Below are 18,068 nucleotides of genomic sequence, written 5' to 3'. Positions count from 1 at the left end.
TATGTTTGCGGAACGGACAGGATACATCATTTGGGTAAGTGACGTTAAAGCGGCACGTAACCTTGAGAAATACGGAACATTACATTATGTTTCTCGGAAAATGCATTATGCAGTTATGTATGTAAATGCAGAACGGGCCGAGGAAGTTATGAAGAATGTCCGCAGACTCTCCTATGTACGAAAGATTGAAAGATCTTATCGTAACGAAATTAAGACAGAGTATACTAGTAATGGACCGGACAAGTCCCGTAATTACAGTATGTGATTCCAGGAGATAAACAGGCGCTTAAACAGCGCCTGTTTTTTTTATGCTTATTTACATTAAAACGCCATTACTCTCGACGGTAGAAACTTGTACAACTTTCGGCAATGAGGTAAGATGACAACATTAAGTGCATACTAAGACCCTTATGGTGGAGTGTGATGATGATGCGCAACAAGGGGACGGATTGGCCCAGCACTTATGAGCCCTTCCACATCATGCTGAACGATTACAGGGTCGCTGATATCGTTATAACAAATCATGCGAAGAGCCGTTATATGGACCGCATCAGCAATGGTGCAAGCAATGCCGAAGAGGTCGCTGCATGGATGTGGCAGTGCCTAATGCAGAATCGGATCAAGCCCTTTTCAAGCAGTGATTATAACGCATATTTAATTGACGATGACTCTGTAGTAATCGCTGAGTTTACGGAATTGACAGGTGAGAGAGATCTCTCAGGCCAGCCATTATATTCTATGATCATCGTTTCGTTTCTTGGGAGAATCTCGGAGATGCCACAGTTGAGAGATTTAAAGACCTATTTTTCACTGCTGCGTAATTCTCACCGCACAAAGCTGTCGAAGAAGAAACGAAGACGCAAATAGTCTATAAAGAAACGGGCAAGAGGCATGCGGCGAGTCTGCATGTCCTTTTTAAAAATATAAGAATTTATATACTGCACGATTATAATATTCTTAAGTTTCTACGAGAAACGATTGTCGTCTTTAAAGGACGTTCTTTTTGTAATATAAGGAGTTGCGAAGCATGAACTTTCATCAGCTGCATATTTTTTATACGGTCTCCGAGCGGGGAAGCTTCTCGGCGGCGGCGCAGACTTTACATATGACTCAACCAGCTGTGACCATGCAGGTACAGGCACTGGAGGATTATTTTGGCACCAAATTGTTTAACCGTTCCACCAAAAAAATCGTACTCTCCGAAGCAGGGCACACCCTGATGCCATACGCGCTGCGCAGTATTCAGCTGATGCGTGAGACGGATCAAGCGATGTCAGCATTCACACATATGCTGGAGGGGCGGCTGCAGCTTGGGGCGAGTCTTACGATAGGAGAATACGTGCTGCCACGGCTGTTAGGCCCTTTCGGAAAGCAATATCCTAACATTTCAATTATGATGAAAGTGATGAACACCTCGCAAATTATGGAGGAAATCCTCAAGCATCAACTGAATTTTGGCTTAATTGAAGCCCCGGTCACACATCCGGACATGGAGATCGAGCCCGTGATGGGGGATGAACTGAAGTTGATCGTGCCACATGATCATCCACTTGCGGAGCAGCAAGAGGTTACCTTGGAGCAAGTGCTTCAGCATCCTTTTGTATTGCGTGAGCAGGGCTCAGGAACGCGGCGTGTGATGGAGGAGCAGCTGTTCTCCAAGGGACTTGATCCGGGAACTATGAAGATCGTGATGGAGCTTGGAAGTACGGGAGCTGTGAAATCAGCGGTGGAAGCAGGTCTTGGCATAACGATCATATCGACCTCTTCGGTCAAGCATGAAGTTGCGCTGGGACTGTTGAAAATTGTGAATATCTCCGATGCCTCTTTTAAAAGACAATTCTACGCCATTCATCTAAAATCAACACTGCTGCCAATTTCTGCAGTAACCTTCCTGACTTATTTGCGTGAGCATTCGAATCAAATCTGATAGTTAAAGCGGGGGATATTACAATGTCAATTGTTCTACGTGGAGAAAAGCTAGTATTGCGCGATATTACAGAGGCTGATTTTCAGAAGCTTTATTATCACTATCATGAAGCTGAAGACCGTGAACACTTGAAATGGGATGGTCCCTATAAATCTTTGGCACATCAAAGATTCGAAAAGTTTACCGAGGACTACATAGGACATTTGGCGTTAGTTGAGACGGAAACCCCGCGTAACCTGTTGATCATAGAAATAGACGGCAAGGTAAAGGGGAAAGTAGGGCGCTACTGGATATCGCAAGAAACCAACTGGATGGAGATTGGTATAGTAATCTTTGATTCTAGTTATTGGTCAGGTGGTTACGGTACGGAAGCGTTTAAGATGTGGATAGATTATTTATTTAATTCTCTTGATACAGTCCGTCTTGGAATAGGCACCTGGTCAGGGAATAAAAGAATGATCGGGTTGGCAGCGAAATGTGGCATGGTGGAGGAAGCTCGCGTCCGTAAAGCACGAATCGTGCGAGGAGAATACTATGATGCCATAAAAATGGGGATTCTGCGGGAAGAGTGGGAGAATGCAGGTAACCTATCTGCTAAGGATGTATGTGACCTCCATACCCATACTCAAGCCTCTGACGGCATGCAGCCGCCAGCGGAGAATGTACGGCTTGCTAAGGAGAAGGGGCTAAGCGCTGTTGCCATTACGGATCATGATACAGTAGCTGGCGTGAAGGAAGCCTGTGAAGCAGGAGAGAAGTACGGAATAACCGTTGTGCCTGGTGTAGAGATCAGTACGCGTGCTGGTGGCAAAGACATTCATGTGCTGGGCTATTTTGTTGATCCTGAGAATGAACAATTTCTCTCACGTTTGGAAGGGCTAAGAGATACCCGGGCACTTAGGAATGAAGCGATAATCACCAAGCTGCAAGACCTTGGGATTGCGATTACCTTGGAACAGGTTATAGCGGGGATCGGGCGGGAATTGAAGCCTGATGAAAGCATTGGCCGGCCACATATTGCCGACGAGCTGGTTCGGCTTGGGGCAGCTACCGATATGAGAGATGCCTTCAACAAGTATTTGGCCGAGGGTGCAGCAGCCTATGTGTCTCCTCCCAGAATCACACCGGAGGAAGCTTGCGAGTGGATCATTGAGGCAGGAGGGTCTCCAGTATTAGCCCACCCGGGCTTGTACGGGGATGACCTTCTGGTGCGAGATATTCTGGAGCAAGGCGCTTTTAAAGGGATTGAGGTCTATCACTCTGATCACGGACCTGCGGAAGAAGAACGTTATCAAGTTATGGCTGAGGATTATAATCTGTTAATAACCGGAGGTTCTGACTTTCATGGTGCCCGTCAAGGCGTAATTTTTCACGGGGATATCGGCAGTGTTACGGTTTCTACAGAAGTACTGAAGTTTTTAAACAAGAAGGCATGAAATTAGTCGATTTGCGGAGCAAATTATAAAAACCTCCAGCCTTAGATGTTCAACATCTGCAGCTGGAGGTTTCTTTATATCTAGTAGTTAGCTTCTCAAAGTATTTGGAAGACTCTTAATTCTTTCCTCATTAGGTGTGACGAACAGTGTCTTTTGATGATCATAGATTACAAATCCCGGCTTGGAGCCGCTTGGCTTACGTACATAGCGGATCAATGTACAGTCCACAGGCACACTGCTGGACTGTTTGGCTTGGCTGAAATAAGCGGCAAGCTGAGCGGCTTCTTCTAGCGTTGCATCTCCAAATTGCTCACTTCGGATGACCACGTGTGATCCGGGGATGTCCTTGGTATGCAGCCAAGTATCATTCGGAGAAGCCAGCCGATTGGTGACGTATTCGTTCTGCAAATTGTTTTTGCCGATATAAATATCGATTCCTTCCGAAGAGGTGAAGACCTGTAATGTGGGTCTGGTGGCCTTTTTCTTCTTTTTACCCTTTTTGCTCCGGTCACGCAGATAACCTTGGCTTACAAGTTCGTCGCGGATCTCCTCAATGTCGTTGAGGGAAGCGTGGGCAAGTTGCTGCAGCAGACTCTCCATATACAAAATTTCCTCATGCGTCTTCAAAAGCTGTTCATTAATAACAAGCAGGCTGTTTTTATATTTGTTGTATTTTTTGAAATAACGTTGTGCATTGTCCGAAGGATTTAATAACGGATCGAGCGGAACCACCATTTCCGCCTGATTTTCATCATAATAATTGACCAAGGAGGCTTCTTTATCCCCTTTGGATACCGCGTGTAATGAAGCGAAAAGCAACTCACCCCAAATGCGGTAACGATCAGCATCCTGAGCTTCGTCGAGATCCTTCTGCAAATTAGCGAGTTTTTTAACGTTTTTGCTCCGTTCATTGCTGAGGAAACGGATCAAATCACTCACCCGTTGCTTTACAGTATCGCGCTCGGCTTTATCCCCGTAATAATCCTCCATACATTCACTGATGGAGTTGTAATGTTTCGCACTCTCACCCAGAAGTGTTAAGGGGATCGCAGAAAAAATCATTTTACCTTTTGCGTTTGCACCTGCAACAGGAGAAAACTCGTTATCGCATACGGGTCCCATTACGGAATGGAAGGCAACCCATAATTTTGTTGGAAACGCTGCTTCGGTTTCTGTAACTTCGCCTTTATCCAAGGTGTTTCTCAGACGAAGAGCAATTTCACCAGCAATCAGCGGGCTCATTCCGCTGAAAGCATGTACCATCCAGCCCACCGGGTCAGCTGAGGGAGATGGACCGCCAGAACCGTCAGGTTTTTGCTCTACTGCTTCTTTTGTGATCAGATTAGCAAGCTCTCCCTCAATGATTTCTTCTGGCTCAGCTTCCTCCTCAACATCCTCTATCAGCGCAGCTTCTTCAGCAGCCGAGATTAAATTCAGAAATTGCTCCTGGCCGATTTCCAAAGGGTTCAGCTTATGCTGCTGAGGCGGCTCTGTGTAGGCGATGCCGGGCATCACAATCCGATAGCTGCTAATCGATGGAGTTACATGATGAATGCCGTCTATGATCGTTCCAGAGCTGAGATCAGTAAGAATGATGTTACTGTGCCGACCCATCAGCTCTATGATGATCTTTTTGGCAAATACGTCACCAAGCTCATCTCTAGTCTTGACGTTTATGTGAATAATTCGTTCCATGCCTACCTGCGTAATGCTTTCAATGGTCCCTCCCTCACAATGCTTCCGCATAAGCATGCAGAACATGGGGGCTTCCGAAGGATTAATGCTGTTTCTTTCGGTAAAATGCACCCGAGGATACGTAGGATTAGCAGAGAGCAGCAGCTTGCCGCCGCCACCTGCGCCGCGCAGGTTAAAAATTAAATCGTGATTGTTCGGTTGATATATTTTTCCTATACGTGCACCTATGAATGATTGCAATTCGTGCACGATAGCTTTGGTAACAATGCCGTCTAATGCCATGATAAAGCTCTCCTGTCGCCGTGAAATGAATTTCTTAAATATAAGAAAGTAAAAGTTTCACACAATACTTTATGTCTTATATTTCTCGTTCAAACGCCTACCTGTCCTTATAAGGACGCCAAAGACGTTTATGCTTACCTCTCTATGATGCCATACTTTAGGACATTCGCGCAAAAGGGGAATTGGATAGGGGTGATATTATTGGACGACCTTGAATACATTTGTCATGAACAGGTGGAAAAGCTGTGCGCCGCCGGAAGTAAAGAAACGACCGGGAGGGAAAGAAAAGTCATGGAACAAAACAGTTGGCACCGTCTCGGTGCAGAAGAGCTGCAGAAAATGTTCAATGTCCAGCCAAGGACGGGCCTCAGTGATGAGGAAGCCGCGGAGAGACGAAAGGAGAACGGGTACAACGAGCTGTCGGAAGGAAAGACAGTATCTCCGTTTACCCTGCTGTTGAACCAGTTCAAGGATTTCATGGTGCTTGTGCTCATGGGTGCAACGCTTGTATCCGGGTTGCTAGGCGAATACTTGGATGCCATCACGATCATCGCGATTATCCTACTGAATGGAGCGCTTGGATTTGTTCAGGAGTTTCGCGCCGAACGTTCGCTCAGAGCTTTAAAGCAGCTCTCCGCACCTTCTGCGAAAGTGCTACGTGGAGGGAATAGCGAGATTATCCCAGCCAAGCTGTTGGTGCCAGGCGATATTGTCTTGCTGGAGAGTGGTGATCGGATTCCTGCTGATGTACGTTGGTTGGAATGCAGTGCTCTATATGTGGAAGAATCCGCACTTACTGGGGAATCATTACCTGTCTCGAAGCATTCGGAAGCGATCCGTGCAGAAGAGATTCCGCTTGGTGATCAGAAGAATTTAGGCTTCATGGGCACTATGGTAACCAGAGGAACAGGGAGAGCTGTTGTAATCCGTACCGGTATGAATACGGAAATGGGTAAGATAGCAGATCTAATCCAGAATACGGATTCTCAGGAAACACCTTTGCAGCATCGGCTTGAGCAACTTGGAAAGATTCTGATCTACGTATCTCTGGGATTGACAATTGTAGTTGTGGCAGCAGGTATTCTGCATGGACAGCCTGCCACCTCCATGTTCTTGGCTGGTGTGAGCTTGGCAGTTGCCGCGATTCCGGAAGGGCTCCCCGCTATTGTAACTATTGCGCTTGCGCTAGGTGTGCAGCGGATGATCAAACGCAAAGCTATCGTTCGTAAATTGCCGTCAGTGGAAACGCTGGGCTGTGCCTCGGTAATCTGTTCAGACAAGACAGGAACTTTAACGCAGAATAAAATGACGGTGACCCGATTATGGACGGGTGGACGTGGTCTTGAGGTAACAGGCGAAGGGTATGCTCCAAATGGACAGGTTCTGGAGAAAGGTAAAGCAGTGGATCTAAAACATGATCAAAGCTTACGGCGGATGTTGCAGGTCGGCGCATTATGCAGCAACGCGGAAATCATCGAGACCTTCCAGTCTGAAGTGCGAGGCAAACGCAAAGGGAAGGATAAGGATGCTATTCTTGAAAAGTCTGCAGACAACACTTCCGTTTGGGAACTGAAGGGCGACCCGACTGAAGGAGCACTCGTGGCACTGTCAGGAAAGATGGGTCTGACCGCTCAGACGCTTGCTGTAACCTACACTCGTGAACAGGAATTTCCGTTTGATTCTGAACGGAAGCTGATGTCTGTGATCGTAGGCCATCCTGGAGGACGGATGGTATGTACAAAAGGTGCGCCCGATGTACTGCTCAATCGCTGCTCATACATGCTTTGGGAGGGCGGTGTTGTGCCTTGTACGCCGACTTTGCGGCAAAAGGTGCTTGATGCCAATGAGCAGATGGCTTCTGGAGCCCTTCGTGTGCTAGGTATGGCTTACCGGGATATGCGACCAAATGAACATGTGAATAGTGAAAAGGATGCGGAGAATCAATTAGTCTTTATTGGTTTGGCTGGAATGATTGATCCGCCACGTCGTGAAGTCCGCGATGCCATCAGCGTCACACGCCGGGCCGGGATTAAGACGGTTATGATTACCGGTGACCATGGAACAACTGCCGAGGCTATTGCTCACCAGCTGGGAATTCTGCAGCGTGGGGGAACGGTGCTGACAGGTGCTCAGTTAACCCGGATGGATGATGATGAGCTGGATAAGGTATCGGACAATGTGTATGTATTCGCCCGCGTATCTCCAGAGCATAAGCTTCGGATCGTTAAATCGCTACAACGTCATGGTCACGTAGTGGCTATGACCGGAGATGGAGTGAATGACGCTCCAGCCATTAAGGCTGCGGACATCGGAATAGCCATGGGTATCACAGGCACAGATGTGACCAAGGAAGCATCATCACTTGTTCTCGGAGATGATAACTTCTCTACGATCGTTGCTGCCATCGAAGAAGGCAGAAACATCTATGAGAATATTCGTAAATTCATTCGTTATTTGTTGGCATCCAATGTAGGAGAAATTCTGACAATGTTCTTTGCAATGATGCTCGCTCTGCCATTGCCGCTCGTTCCCATTCAAATCCTTTGGGTCAATCTGGTGACAGACGGACTGCCAGCGATGGCCCTTGGCGTGGATCAGCCCGAGAAGGATTTGATGGAGCATAAACCGCGTGGTGCGAAAGAGAATATTTTTGCCCGCCGCTTAGGCTGGAAAATTATAAGCCGTGGACTCTTAATTGGCTTATGTACGCTAGGAGCATTTTGGCTAACTTTACGTATAGCACCAGAGAATCCTGCACAATTGATTCGCGCACAGTCGGTGGCTTTTGCGACACTCGTTATGGCACAGTTGATCCACGTCTTCGATTGCCGCAGCTCGCGCTCAGTGTTCCACCGCAATCCGTTCCAGAATAAGTATCTAGTGCTTGCCGTATTGTCATCAGTCTTACTGATGCTGGCCGTAATGTACGTGCCTGTGCTCCAGCCTGTCTTCAAAACAGTGCCGCTCAATTTCCGCGAATGGTGTCTGGTGTTTGTAACAGCGGGAATCCCAACCTTCTTGATGGGTGCCGGCAGTGTTTGGGGCGGCAAACGTAATCGGGGGCGCAGCGGCAGTACGATGATAAAAAGTACAAAAATTTCAGCATAAAGTCAATACTAATGCTCCATTCCTAAAGGTATACTTGTTGCAGTTAACCGCTCATATGCTTGCGAAATGCTAAATTACACAGAACCTTAAGCTTAAGCGAATGCTAACATAACATAACCTTTAGGAGTGGACTTTTAATGGAATTTACAAAAATGCACGGCCTCGGTAATGACTTCATCGTTGTTTTCGGTGAGCAAGAGCTGCCAAGTAATGCAGCGGAGCTTGCTGTAACCCTATGCAACCGGTTCTTTGGAATCGGTGCTGACGGACTGGTATATATCCTTCCTTCTGAGCGTGGCGATTTCATGATGCGTATTATGAATTCTGATGGTTCGGAGGCGGAGCAGTGCGGAAATGCTATTCGCTGTGTCTCTAAATATGTATATGACCACGGACTGGTAAGCTCAGAGCAGATTGTAATAGAAACGATTGGTGCCGGAGAACAAAAGGTTACATTAAACGTGAAAGACGGTGTTGTGGAGACTGTAACTGTAGATATGGGCGAACCTGTATTGTCCGGTCTGCAAATTCCAGTATCTATTGATGCAGAGCCAGTGCTCTCTCAGCCGATTGAAGCGGACGGAACCGAATTTACGTTCACAGCGGTATCCATGGGAAATCCTCATTGCGTGATTTACGTAGAAGATGCAGTGAATTTTGATCTTGCCACATGGGGACCTAAGCTTGAGGTACATCCTTTGTTCCCGAGAAAAGTAAACGTTGAATTCGCAACGGTACTGGATCGGGGGAGAGTGGATATGCGTGTCTGGGAACGTGGGGCAGGACCTACGCTTGCCTGTGGCACTGGAGCCTGTGCAACCCTTGTCTCCTCTGTGCTGAATGATCTTACAGACCGGGCAGCTTGGATTAGTCTAAAGGGCGGCGATCTCTATATTGAATGGAATGAAGAGGATAATCATGTTTATATGACTGGACCTGCTGAGGTCGTATTCACGGGCAGTGTAGCAATATAAAAAATAATAAAAAAGGCAGTCCAAGAGCGCATTCTTGGACTGCCTTTTTTGTGTTTTTAACCTGATGTGACTTTAAGCAGCCGAATAATGGAAGGAGTAACCGAGAATAATACTACAATGTTTATGAGAGAAAGGAGGGGAGCTTGTTGAACATCAACGGGTTAACTAAAAGAAATAAATCCGGTAAGGGACAGCAAGCAGACCCGGCGGGTTCAGGTTCGGGAGCCAGATTAACCATTCATCTGGAGCAGACACTAAACAATATCATTACCGAGCTGGGAGATAGTCCGGATCTTAGAATCCGCCAGGTAAAGCTTGGTGAGCAATCCTTTGTTGAGGCTGCTGCGGTACATCTTAATGGTCTAGCTAAGACAGAAACCGTGAATCAATTTGTAATGGGTTCATTGCTCTCCATAACAGATGAGATGCTTAAGGAAAGTAATACTGCAGCAAATAATCTGAATGACTTCATTTTAAACCGTGCCCTGGAAATAGGTGAAGCGCAGCTGCAGGAGGATTGGAACGAGGTGCTGCTCGGAATTCTTTCTGGGAAGACACTGATTCTCATTGAAGGTTATGACAGTGGCATCATGTGTGAGACTGAAGGAGGGGAAGCTCGTTCTGTCACTGAACCCTCCACTCAGCTAGTTGTGCGTGGTCCAAAGGATAGCTTTGTTGAATCTTTGGCTACGAATGTCTCATTAATACGCAGAAGAATAAGATCACCCAAACTAAGACTCGAGCATGTGAAGATCGGGGCGGTAACTCAGACCGATGTGGTTTTTATGTACATCAAGGATACTGCGGACGAGAAGCTGGTTGAAGAAGTTAGAAAACGGCTGCAGCAGATTAATGTAGATGCCATCATGGAATCCGGTTATATCGAAGAGCTGATTCAGGATAAGACCTTTACCCCTTTTCCAACGATCAATAACAGCGAGCGGCCAGACGTGGCTGCAACGAATCTGTTAGAAGGGAGGGTAGTGATTGTCGTTGATGGCACCCCCTTTGTATTGATTTTGCCTGCGGTTTTCACTCTTTTTTTTCAGTCAGCTTCGGATTATGCGCAAAGGTTCGATATTGCTATTCTGATGCGAATTATTCGGTATATCAGTTTTATTGTGCTTATTCTAGGGCCTTCCGTGTATATAGCTTTGACGACGTTTCATTATGAGATGATCCCTACGACTTTGCTGATCAACCTGTTATCGCAACGGGAAAATGTGCCTTTCCCCGCTTTTGTCGAAGCTATTCTAATGGAAGGTGCGTTTGAAATCATCCGGGAAGCGGGAGTAAGAATGCCGCGTGCAGTTGGGCAGACCGTATCTGTAGTAGGTGCTCTGATTCTTGGTCAGGCTGTGGTAGAGGCTGGAATTATTACGCCCGTTATGGTGATTGTGGTCGCGTTGACCGGGATTGCGAGCTTTGCCATTCCAGCGTATAACATGGCGATTGCGGGCAGAATTATCCGCTTTGGTTTTTTGATATTGGCTGGTATGTTTGGTTTTTACGGGATTACACTGGGTTTAATCGTACTGGTTGCACATATGAACAGTCTGCGGACTTTTGGCGTTCCTTATTTGTCTCCAATCGTGCCTTTGTCATCCAGAGGTCAGAAGGATGCCGTCTTAAGGCTGCCTTTGTGGGCGCTTGGCACAGCAGAACCAGCTCCTGCTACTGCGCAGCAAGGGAACATTTCAGAAGGGAAGGAGATCACAGCCGGACATGAACAGAACCTATCTCCAAAAATTCTTGATAAGACTAAAGGGACACAGCCGCATAAGAAAGGAAAGCAAGATTCTGAGTAAATGCAATTTTTTCTTAGCAGGACTTTTATTACCTTGCGTATTGATCTGTCTTAGTCTCACAGGCTGCTGGGATAGTGTGGAATTAAACAGAAGAGCCATCGTTTCGGGTGTGTCCATAGATAGAGGACCTACAGAAGAAGAGAAATACGTAGTATCCTTTCAGGTTATCGTTGCTGACGAAATCTCTGGGAAGAACGCTAGAGGGACTTCACCTGTTTCGGTATATAAAGGTAGCGGCCGCTCTATGTTTGAAGCATTAGCCAATGCCTCGCGTCAGACTGCACGTTTTTTGTCTTTAGGACATATTCGGGTGGTCATCATTTCCGAGAAGTTCGCGCAAGAAGGCATCAAGGATATCATGGATGTGCTGGAAAGGGAAAGTGAAACCCGGCTGACAAGCCTGATTTTTATTTCCAAGGGACAGCCTGCTAGTGAATGTATGACGACTATGACCGTGTTCGGAAGAATTCCATCCAACGATTTGGTGGAAAAGCTGCAGACGACCTCTAAACAATTCGGATATAACTATCGGATGGAAGTGGATGATATTATCCGGGGGATACAGGTTCCTGGTGGGGGGCCAGTGATCAATGGCGTGCTAGTGACTGGAGATTTGGAGCAGAGGGAAAGTAATGATAATTTAAAAAAAATAAGACCGGAGGCCATAATAAAAGTTACAGGTCTTGCAGCTTTTAAAGAAGACAAGCTTAAAGGGTGGCTGCAAGGGGAGGAGGCGATCGGTACCGTTTTGCTTAAGAATAAAATCTCTCAGATGCCGGTACTGGTCTCGATAGGTGAGAATGATTATATATCGTTTAATGTGTATTTATCACAGGTACATATCCACGCTGATGCGAAAGACATAGAGCATCCTATCTTCACGATTAACGTCACTCAGCAGGCTGGATTAAAGGAATCGCCCAATGGCTTGGATCTAACAGATCCGACGGTGTTAAATAATCTTTCGAAGCTTTTGGAAAAGAATGTTAAAGAACAGATTCGCGCTGCCATAACAACTGCCCGTTCGTTAAAAAGTGATTATCTAGGTTTTGGTGAAGCAGCAGAAAGAGCTAATCCACGTGGCTGGAAACAAGTAAAAGATCATTGGGACCGTATATTTGAAACCTGCCAGATTAATATCAATACGGATGCTGTGATCAGGCATACGGATATGCGGAGTGATTCCTTTCAGTCCAAGAATAAGTAATGACAATAAAGGAGGGGCAGCTATGGGAAAAATAAAAATAGGACTACTCCAATTTTTCACGTTGACTTTGTTGTTTGAACTAGGAACAGCGCTGGTAGTGAATCTTGGGATGGAGTCTGGTAAAGATGCGTGGATATCCATACTGCTCGGAAATTTGATCGGTTTGATTATTTTTTCGGGGTACACTTATTTGTACAGAAAGTTTCCGGATCTGCCCTTAACAACCTATACACGCAAGCTGCTGGGAAGATCCATCGGTACGGTGATTTCTGTTCTCTACATTATCCTTTTTCTCAATTTAGCGGGTCGTGATTTACGGGATGGAAGTTCCATGCTGGTTATGGCTACTATGCACCGCACACCGTTGTTTATCATATCTACATTGATGATCTTATCTTCTGCGTATGTTTTGCATAAAGGAGTAGAGGTGTTATCCCGAACTTCATTGGTATTCGCAACTCTCGTAATGCTGATAGGTATATTTTGCTCGATCATGCTGATGTTATCGGGCTCCATTAATTTGAATCGATTGCTTCCTGTTTTTGAGAATGGGTTCCAGCCTGTGATCGAATCTGTCATTCGCCAGAACTATATGTTCCCTTTTGGTGAAATGATTTGTTTTACCATGCTAATGCCCTATCTGAACAATGTTAAAAAAGGTCCTTGGGTCATCGGAGCAGGGATATTTGTTTCAGGTTTGCTCTTAAGTCTGACTATGATGCTGAATATCTCCGTGCTGGGCACAGATATTGTGAAACGTTCACCCCTCCCTCTGATGCCCACGATTAGCAAGATTTCAATCTCCGATTTTATTCAACGTGTGGATATTCTAGTAGTTATGGTGCTGATTATCGGCGTTTTTTTCAAAATGTCAGTGTTTTTTGCGGCGGCACTTATAGGGATTTCCGAATTGTTCAAAATTCCTTACCGGAGAATGGTCTATCCCTGTGCTCTGATCATTCTGTTCAGCTCGATGTTGAACGCGCGGAGCTTTACTGAACACATTAATGAGGGAGGGAGATTGTTATATACGATTTTTCCCTTCTTTATGGTGTTGATCCCTGTAATTCTTGTCATCGTTGCGGCGATAAGAAGTCATCTTTCCCCGCCACGTTCTGGTTGATGTCCTGTTTTCCAGTAATAGATATCGGGGATGAACAAGCAGAGCAGTAAAATACAAGCAGTAGCTTTCTCTGAGGCGGTATAGAACAGATAATTAAGGATATAGCCGACGTTACCCAGCCCATAGCCATACAGCCAATCTAGCAAATAAATATACAGTAAGCAGAGAGTGGCTAGCAGTAAAGTTACAGCGTATTTTCGGATCAGAAACTTTCTTGTTTTTTTCTTCAAAGTATTCTCTCCTTTATGGAAATAACAGCATTAACGTTAGTATGAAGCTTTTTATATATGAACATGCATGGTGGATATTTTGGTCTAAATGCATTTCTTTTGGAAAGCTTATCATCCATACCGATTTATGTTACATTAGTATGAAACTAAAGTTAGAAACTAATGTGGCAGGGGAGGATCTTGTTGTGAAGCCGGATTTACGTTCCGCATGGGGAAATAAAGTATTAGTCGGAGACGGAGCGATGGGGACCTACTTATATCAGAAGGGTTTTCCGGTCGGCATTTCCTATGAAGAATTAAATTTGACCTCTCCGGGGGTAATCGAAGATGTTCACCGCAGCTATATTGAGGCAGGGGCAGTGCTGCTGGAAAGCAACACCTTCTCGGCGAACTATGACAGGCTGTCCAAATATGGTCTAGAATCCAAGGTTGAGGAAATTAATCGAGCCGGGGTTAGAATCGCTCGCCGGGCTGCTGGAGATCATGGGTATGTATTAGGAGCTGTAGGATCTATTCGTGCGGGTAAACGTGCGAATCTCTCTTCCACAGAGCTGAAAAAATATTTTACACAGCAGATTGCTGCATTGTTAGAAGAGGACGTAGATGGCATTATGCTGGAAACCTTCTACGATGTTGAGGAACTGCATTTAGCTCTAAGAACACTCCGCAAAATCAGCTCGCTTCCTGTAGTTTGCCAATTAGCTGTCGATGAAACAGCACGCACATTAGATGGATTAACTTTGCCGGAAGCTTTTCGTATCCTGGAAAGCGATGGCGCTGATGTTATCGGATTTAACTGTAACACGGGCCCGAACGGAATGAAGCGGGCGCTCAAAGCTGTACAAGGGAATCTGGTTCTGCCAGCTTCTGTGTATCCAAATGCGGGTGTAGCGGATTATGTAGACGGAGAATACCGGTACGGGGCTTCTCCAGAATATTTTGGGCAAATGGCGCAGACTTTTGCGGAGATGGGCTGCCGGATAATCGGTGGTTGCTGTGGTACAACTCCGCAGCATATCGCAGAAATCTCGTCTGCACTGAAGAATTATGTACCGCAACCGCTTCCTAAATCGTTGCCACCTACTGTGGAGCGTGTATCGCTGCAAGATAATTTTGGCGATGATGATAGAGAGGGTAGAGAGCCGAACCTGGTTGATCTGGTAAAGGAACGACATACGGTTATTGTTGAGCTTGATCCACCGCGCGAATTGGATATCGCAAAGTTTATGCAGGGCGCAGAAGCGCTTAGAAGAGCAGGCGCGGATGCGTTGACACTCGCCGACAACTCTCTGGCTGTTACACGGATGAGCAATATGGCTTTGGGGCATTTGGTGCACGCTAAAACTGGACTTCGTCCGCTAGTGCATATTGCTTGCCGGGATCGTAATTTGATTGGTACTCAATCCCATTTGATGGGTTTTGATGCGCTTGGAATTGATCATGTGCTGGCCGTAACAGGTGATCCTGCGAAATTTGGAGATCTTCCCGGCTCAAGCTCGGTTTATGATTTAACCTCTTTTGAGATTATTAGAATGATCAAGCAGCTGAATGACGGGATTTCCTTCTCAGGTAAACCTTTGAAACAGAAAGCGAATTTTGTAATCGGAGCTGCATTTAACCCGAATGTTAAACATTTGGATAAGGCAGTGCAACGTCTGGAGAAGAAAATTGCCTCTGGTGCCGATTATATTATGACCCAGCCTGTCTATGATCAGGAACTTATCGTGAAGATAGCTGAGGCAACAGCACATCTGGAAATTCCCGTATTCATTGGGGTTATGCCACTGGCAAGCGGGCGTAATGCAGAGTTTCTACATAATGAGGTTCCCGGTATTCAGCTTACGGACGATGTCCGCAACCGCATGAAGGGACTTGAAGGGGAAGCTGGAAGAGCAGAAGGTGTCGCTATCGCTAAGGAACTGTTAGATGTTGCTACTGCCCATTTTAATGGGATCTATCTGATGACTCCGTTCATGTTCTACGATATGAGCGCACAGCTAATGGAGTATGTGTGGGAGAAATCAGGACGCAAATTGTCCCCCTTGTTTCGCTAGTAATAATCAATTACAATAGTGTAATGGATGTGATTCCGTTGTCATTTAGCATGACCGGATACGGTCAATCGTCCCTGCAATTCGGCGGCTACAAGATTATGTTCGAAGTGAAATCGGTGAATCACCGGTACTGCGAAGTTGTACTGCGGATGCCCCGGGATTGGACGGGTTATGAGGATGTGTTGAGAAGAAAGGTTCAACAGCACATCAAACGGGGAAGAATAGATGTTACCATCAATAGAGAGCACGATGAGTCGACTGTTAGACCGGTTCTGAATCACTCTGCTGTAATGACCTATCTAAAGGCAGCAGAGCAGCTTAAGAACGAATATGGTTTGACGGGTGAGTTGACTTTACGTGATATACTTTCTATACCCGGTATTATGGACAGCAAAGACGAGGCTGCGGGTGCCGTGTCTGCGACATTAGAAGACTACTCCGAAGTATTGGAGGCGGGACTTGAGCAGTGTTTGCAGTCTCTGCTGGAGATGCGCGCCCGTGAAGGCAGTTATCTAGCCGCAGATATTGAACAGCGCCTGAACCATCTTGAGAACATGCATACTGAAATGGTTGAACTTGCACCTGTCGTAATCATTGAATATCGAGAGAAACTTCGACATCGATTGAATGAACTAAATGATGGGACGTTCGCTTTTGATGAGCATAAATTCGGGATGGAGATCGCTATTTTTGCAGATCGCTGTAATATTGATGAAGAGTTGACCCGGTTGTATAGTCATTTCGAGCAATGCAGAGCCCTCCTGAAGGGGAAAGGACCGGTAGGACGCAAACTGGATTTTCTCATTCAGGAGATGAACCGTGAGACGAATACAATCGGATCGAAATGCAATCATCTAACTCTCGTGGGTCTTGTGCTAGATATGAAAGCAGAACTGGAGAAGATTCGAGAACAAGCTGCGAACATAGAGTAATCGGGAATAGGTAATAGCATAGAACTTTATGGGGGGAACTACCGGAACATGGCAATCAAACTTATTAACATTGGCTTTGGAAATATTGTGTCTGCCAACCGCATTATTTCTATCGTCAGTCCGGAATCTGCACCAATCAAACGTATTATCCAGGAGGCACGTGATCGGCATATGTTGATCGACGCCACCTATGGCCGACGGACTCGTGCCGTAATCATTACAGATAGTGATCATGTCATCCTATCGGCTGTACAGCCGGAGACTGTGGCGCATCGCTTATCCAGTAAAGATGACGACAACGACGAATAACAACTAAATGGAGTGTATTATGTCAAAAGGATTGCTCATCATATTATCCGGACCTTCCGGCGTAGGTAAAGGTACTGTTTGTACAGCACTACGTCCGAAGATGCCCGAACTTGTCTACTCAGTTTCTGCTACTACTCGCAGTCCGCGTGCGGGTGAGGAAGATGGCGTCAACTATTTTTTCAAAAGCAAAGATGAATTTATGGCAATGATCGAAGCCGATCAATTGCTTGAATACGCGGAGTACGTAGGTAATTATTACGGTACTCCCCGTGATTTTGTGGAGAGAACTCTCAATAGCGGCAAAGACATTATTCTCGAAATTGAGGTTCAAGGCGCTCTCAAAGTCAAAGATAAATTTCCTGAAGGGATTTTTGTGTTCCTTCTTCCTCCATCCATGGACGAGTTGAAGGACCGCATTCGCGGACGGGGTACTGAGCATCCAGATGTGATCGATCACCGCATGACTGTAGCGGAGGATGAGATCAACTTAATGCAGCATTATGATTATGCTGTAGTGAATGATGAGATTGATCTGGCTTGTAAGAGAATAGAAAGCATTATTATCGCCGAACATTGTAAAGTCAGATAATTTAAGCTGAAGGTCAAATGTATTAACAGTAAACTATGAAGAGGTGTCCCAGTGCTATATCCATCCATTGATGAAATGATGACTAAGGTTGACAGTAAGTATTCGCTCGTTGTCGCTGCTGCACGTCGTGCTAGACAATTGCGTGAGGGTGGCAAGACAGATGTGAAGAATCCTAGATCGCATAAATTTGTTGGTGTTGCTCTTGAGGAAATTTACGAAGATCGCATTACTCTAACCCGCGGTGAAGAGTAGTCTCAAGCATAAGTAATAATGACCTATTGTAGAAACGGATGCCGCCTATTTGTTTTGAGGCGCTGCCGTTTCTTCTTGGGTTATGGAGCATTTACGGGTCTTAAATTTATGATGAAAGCCCAGAACCGGGCTCTTTATGACA

Annotated in this window: 16 protein-coding genes and 1 pseudogene; 15 read left to right on the top strand and 2 right to left on the bottom strand. The window is 45.8% G+C overall.

Annotation, left to right across the window (positions count from 1 at the left end; genetic code table 11):
- The first annotated feature begins 1 nt into the window (after nucleotide 1).
- The 5 genes and pseudogenes from MHH63_RS15795 (at nucleotide 2) to MHH63_RS15775 (ending at nucleotide 3,363) form a co-directional block, all read left to right on the top strand.
- Nucleotides 2–265, top strand: coding sequence for a YlbG family protein (locus MHH63_RS15795; RefSeq protein WP_036686170.1), 264 nt, complete (start codon nucleotides 2–4; stop codon nucleotides 263–265).
- A 164-nt stretch (nucleotides 266–429) separates the two neighbouring features.
- On the top strand, nucleotides 430–867 hold the full coding sequence (locus MHH63_RS15790) for a hypothetical protein (protein WP_076129159.1): 438 nt from the start codon (nucleotides 430–432) through the stop codon (nucleotides 865–867).
- A gap of 160 nt (nucleotides 868–1,027) precedes the next feature.
- Nucleotides 1,028–1,927, top strand: coding sequence for a selenium metabolism-associated LysR family transcriptional regulator (locus MHH63_RS15785; RefSeq protein ID WP_076129135.1), 900 nt, complete (start codon nucleotides 1,028–1,030; stop codon nucleotides 1,925–1,927).
- A gap of 23 nt (nucleotides 1,928–1,950) precedes the next feature.
- Nucleotides 1,951–2,403: pseudogene (locus MHH63_RS15780) on the top strand (GNAT family N-acetyltransferase); the annotation flags it as partial.
- A 72-nt stretch (nucleotides 2,404–2,475) separates the two neighbouring features.
- Nucleotides 2,476–3,363 (top strand): PHP domain-containing protein, encoded by an 888-nt coding sequence (locus tag MHH63_RS15775; RefSeq protein ID WP_339282144.1) that lies wholly within the window; start codon nucleotides 2,476–2,478, stop codon nucleotides 3,361–3,363.
- A gap of 87 nt (nucleotides 3,364–3,450) precedes the next feature.
- Here MHH63_RS15775 and MHH63_RS15770 read toward each other — a convergent pair whose 3' ends face one another.
- Nucleotides 3,451–5,340: an Rqc2 family fibronectin-binding protein gene (locus tag MHH63_RS15770; RefSeq protein ID WP_280752780.1), complete on the bottom strand. Its 1,890-nt coding sequence runs from the start codon at nucleotides 5,338–5,340 to the stop codon at nucleotides 3,451–3,453.
- Nucleotides 5,341–5,631: 291 nt separating this feature from the next.
- Between MHH63_RS15770 and MHH63_RS15765 the strand changes: the two genes are divergently transcribed.
- The 5 genes from MHH63_RS15765 (at nucleotide 5,632) to MHH63_RS15745 (ending at nucleotide 13,560) form a co-directional block, all read left to right on the top strand.
- Nucleotides 5,632–8,448 carry a calcium-translocating P-type ATPase, SERCA-type gene (locus MHH63_RS15765; protein ID WP_076189874.1) on the top strand — a complete coding sequence of 939 codons (2,817 nt, stop codon included), beginning with the start codon at nucleotides 5,632–5,634 and terminating at the stop codon, nucleotides 8,446–8,448.
- A gap of 137 nt (nucleotides 8,449–8,585) precedes the next feature.
- The gene (gene dapF / locus MHH63_RS15760) at nucleotides 8,586–9,422 is read left to right on the top strand and encodes a diaminopimelate epimerase (RefSeq protein ID WP_076129138.1); all 837 of its coding nucleotides are present in this window, start codon (nucleotides 8,586–8,588) and stop codon (nucleotides 9,420–9,422) included.
- 146 nt (nucleotides 9,423–9,568) lie between these two features.
- Nucleotides 9,569–11,230: a spore germination protein gene (locus MHH63_RS15755; RefSeq protein ID WP_341171776.1), complete on the top strand. Its 1,662-nt coding sequence runs from the start codon at nucleotides 9,569–9,571 to the stop codon at nucleotides 11,228–11,230.
- A complete protein-coding gene (locus tag MHH63_RS15750; protein WP_341171775.1) occupies nucleotides 11,148–12,437 on the top strand; it encodes a Ger(x)C family spore germination protein in 1,290 nt (429 codons plus the stop codon). The genes MHH63_RS15755 and MHH63_RS15750 overlap by 83 nt, the downstream gene beginning before the upstream one ends.
- Nucleotides 12,438–12,459: 22 nt before the next feature.
- Nucleotides 12,460–13,560: a GerAB/ArcD/ProY family transporter gene (locus MHH63_RS15745; protein WP_341171774.1), complete on the top strand. Its 1,101-nt coding sequence runs from the start codon at nucleotides 12,460–12,462 to the stop codon at nucleotides 13,558–13,560.
- Here the strand turns inward: MHH63_RS15745 and MHH63_RS15740 are convergent.
- Nucleotides 13,533–13,790, bottom strand: a complete 258-nt coding sequence (locus MHH63_RS15740) for a hypothetical protein (RefSeq protein WP_036686181.1) — start codon at nucleotides 13,788–13,790, stop codon at nucleotides 13,533–13,535. The two genes, MHH63_RS15745 and MHH63_RS15740, sit on opposite strands and share 28 nt — an antisense overlap.
- A 185-nt stretch (nucleotides 13,791–13,975) precedes the next feature.
- On the opposite strand from MHH63_RS15740, the gene MHH63_RS15735 reads away from it, so the two are divergent.
- The 5 genes from MHH63_RS15735 to rpoZ are packed head-to-tail and all read left to right on the top strand — an operon-like array spanning nucleotide 13,976 to nucleotide 17,926.
- Nucleotides 13,976–15,844 carry a bifunctional homocysteine S-methyltransferase/methylenetetrahydrofolate reductase gene (locus tag MHH63_RS15735; RefSeq protein ID WP_248548322.1) on the top strand — a complete coding sequence of 623 codons (1,869 nt, stop codon included), beginning with the start codon at nucleotides 13,976–13,978 and terminating at the stop codon, nucleotides 15,842–15,844.
- A 38-nt stretch (nucleotides 15,845–15,882) separates the two neighbouring features.
- Nucleotides 15,883–16,776 carry a YicC/YloC family endoribonuclease gene (locus MHH63_RS15730; protein ID WP_076183388.1) on the top strand — a complete coding sequence of 298 codons (894 nt, stop codon included), beginning with the start codon at nucleotides 15,883–15,885 and terminating at the stop codon, nucleotides 16,774–16,776.
- Between the two features lie 48 nt (nucleotides 16,777–16,824).
- The gene (gene remA, locus MHH63_RS15725) at nucleotides 16,825–17,085 is read left to right on the top strand and encodes an extracellular matrix/biofilm regulator RemA (RefSeq protein WP_006209218.1); all 261 of its coding nucleotides are present in this window, start codon (nucleotides 16,825–16,827) and stop codon (nucleotides 17,083–17,085) included.
- 19 nt (nucleotides 17,086–17,104) lie between these two features.
- Entirely contained in the window at nucleotides 17,105–17,674 is a 570-nt protein-coding gene (gene gmk, locus MHH63_RS15720) for a guanylate kinase (protein ID WP_341171773.1), read from the top strand.
- Between the two features lie 51 nt (nucleotides 17,675–17,725).
- A complete protein-coding gene (gene rpoZ, locus MHH63_RS15715) occupies nucleotides 17,726–17,926 on the top strand; it encodes a DNA-directed RNA polymerase subunit omega (RefSeq protein WP_036686188.1) in 201 nt (66 codons plus the stop codon).
- The last annotated feature ends 142 nt before the right edge of the window (nucleotides 17,927–18,068 follow it).

It is taken from the genome of Paenibacillus sp. FSL H3-0310 (genome assembly GCF_038002785.1).
Classification (GTDB): Bacteria; Bacillota; Bacilli; order Paenibacillales; family Paenibacillaceae; genus Paenibacillus_AQ; species Paenibacillus_AQ odorifer.
Note: the sequence above shows the minus strand (reverse complement) of the source record. Positions and strands in the feature narration are given on the sequence as shown.

What these genes read in the sequence shown, in the direction of transcription:
- MHH63_RS15795 (WP_036686170.1), top strand. Translation starts at nt 2, where the DNA reads ATGTTTGCGGAACGGACAGGATACATCATTTGGGTAAGTGACGTTAAA.
- MHH63_RS15790 (WP_076129159.1), top strand. Translation starts at nt 430, where the DNA reads ATGCGCAACAAGGGGACGGATTGGCCCAGCACTTATGAGCCCTTCCAC.
- MHH63_RS15785 (WP_076129135.1), top strand. Translation starts at nt 1,028, where the DNA reads ATGAACTTTCATCAGCTGCATATTTTTTATACGGTCTCCGAGCGGGGA.
- MHH63_RS15775 (WP_339282144.1), top strand. Translation starts at nt 2,476, where the DNA reads ATGGGGATTCTGCGGGAAGAGTGGGAGAATGCAGGTAACCTATCTGCT.
- MHH63_RS15770 (WP_280752780.1), bottom strand. Translation starts at nt 5,340, where the DNA reads ATGGCATTAGACGGCATTGTTACCAAAGCTATCGTGCACGAATTGCAA.
- MHH63_RS15765 (WP_076189874.1), top strand. Translation starts at nt 5,632, where the DNA reads ATGGAACAAAACAGTTGGCACCGTCTCGGTGCAGAAGAGCTGCAGAAA.
- dapF (WP_076129138.1), top strand. Translation starts at nt 8,586, where the DNA reads ATGGAATTTACAAAAATGCACGGCCTCGGTAATGACTTCATCGTTGTT.
- MHH63_RS15750 (WP_341171775.1), top strand. Translation starts at nt 11,148, where the DNA reads ATGAACAGAACCTATCTCCAAAAATTCTTGATAAGACTAAAGGGACAC.
- MHH63_RS15745 (WP_341171774.1), top strand. Translation starts at nt 12,460, where the DNA reads ATGGGAAAAATAAAAATAGGACTACTCCAATTTTTCACGTTGACTTTG.
- remA (WP_006209218.1), top strand. Translation starts at nt 16,825, where the DNA reads ATGGCAATCAAACTTATTAACATTGGCTTTGGAAATATTGTGTCTGCC.
- gmk (WP_341171773.1), top strand. Translation starts at nt 17,105, where the DNA reads ATGTCAAAAGGATTGCTCATCATATTATCCGGACCTTCCGGCGTAGGT.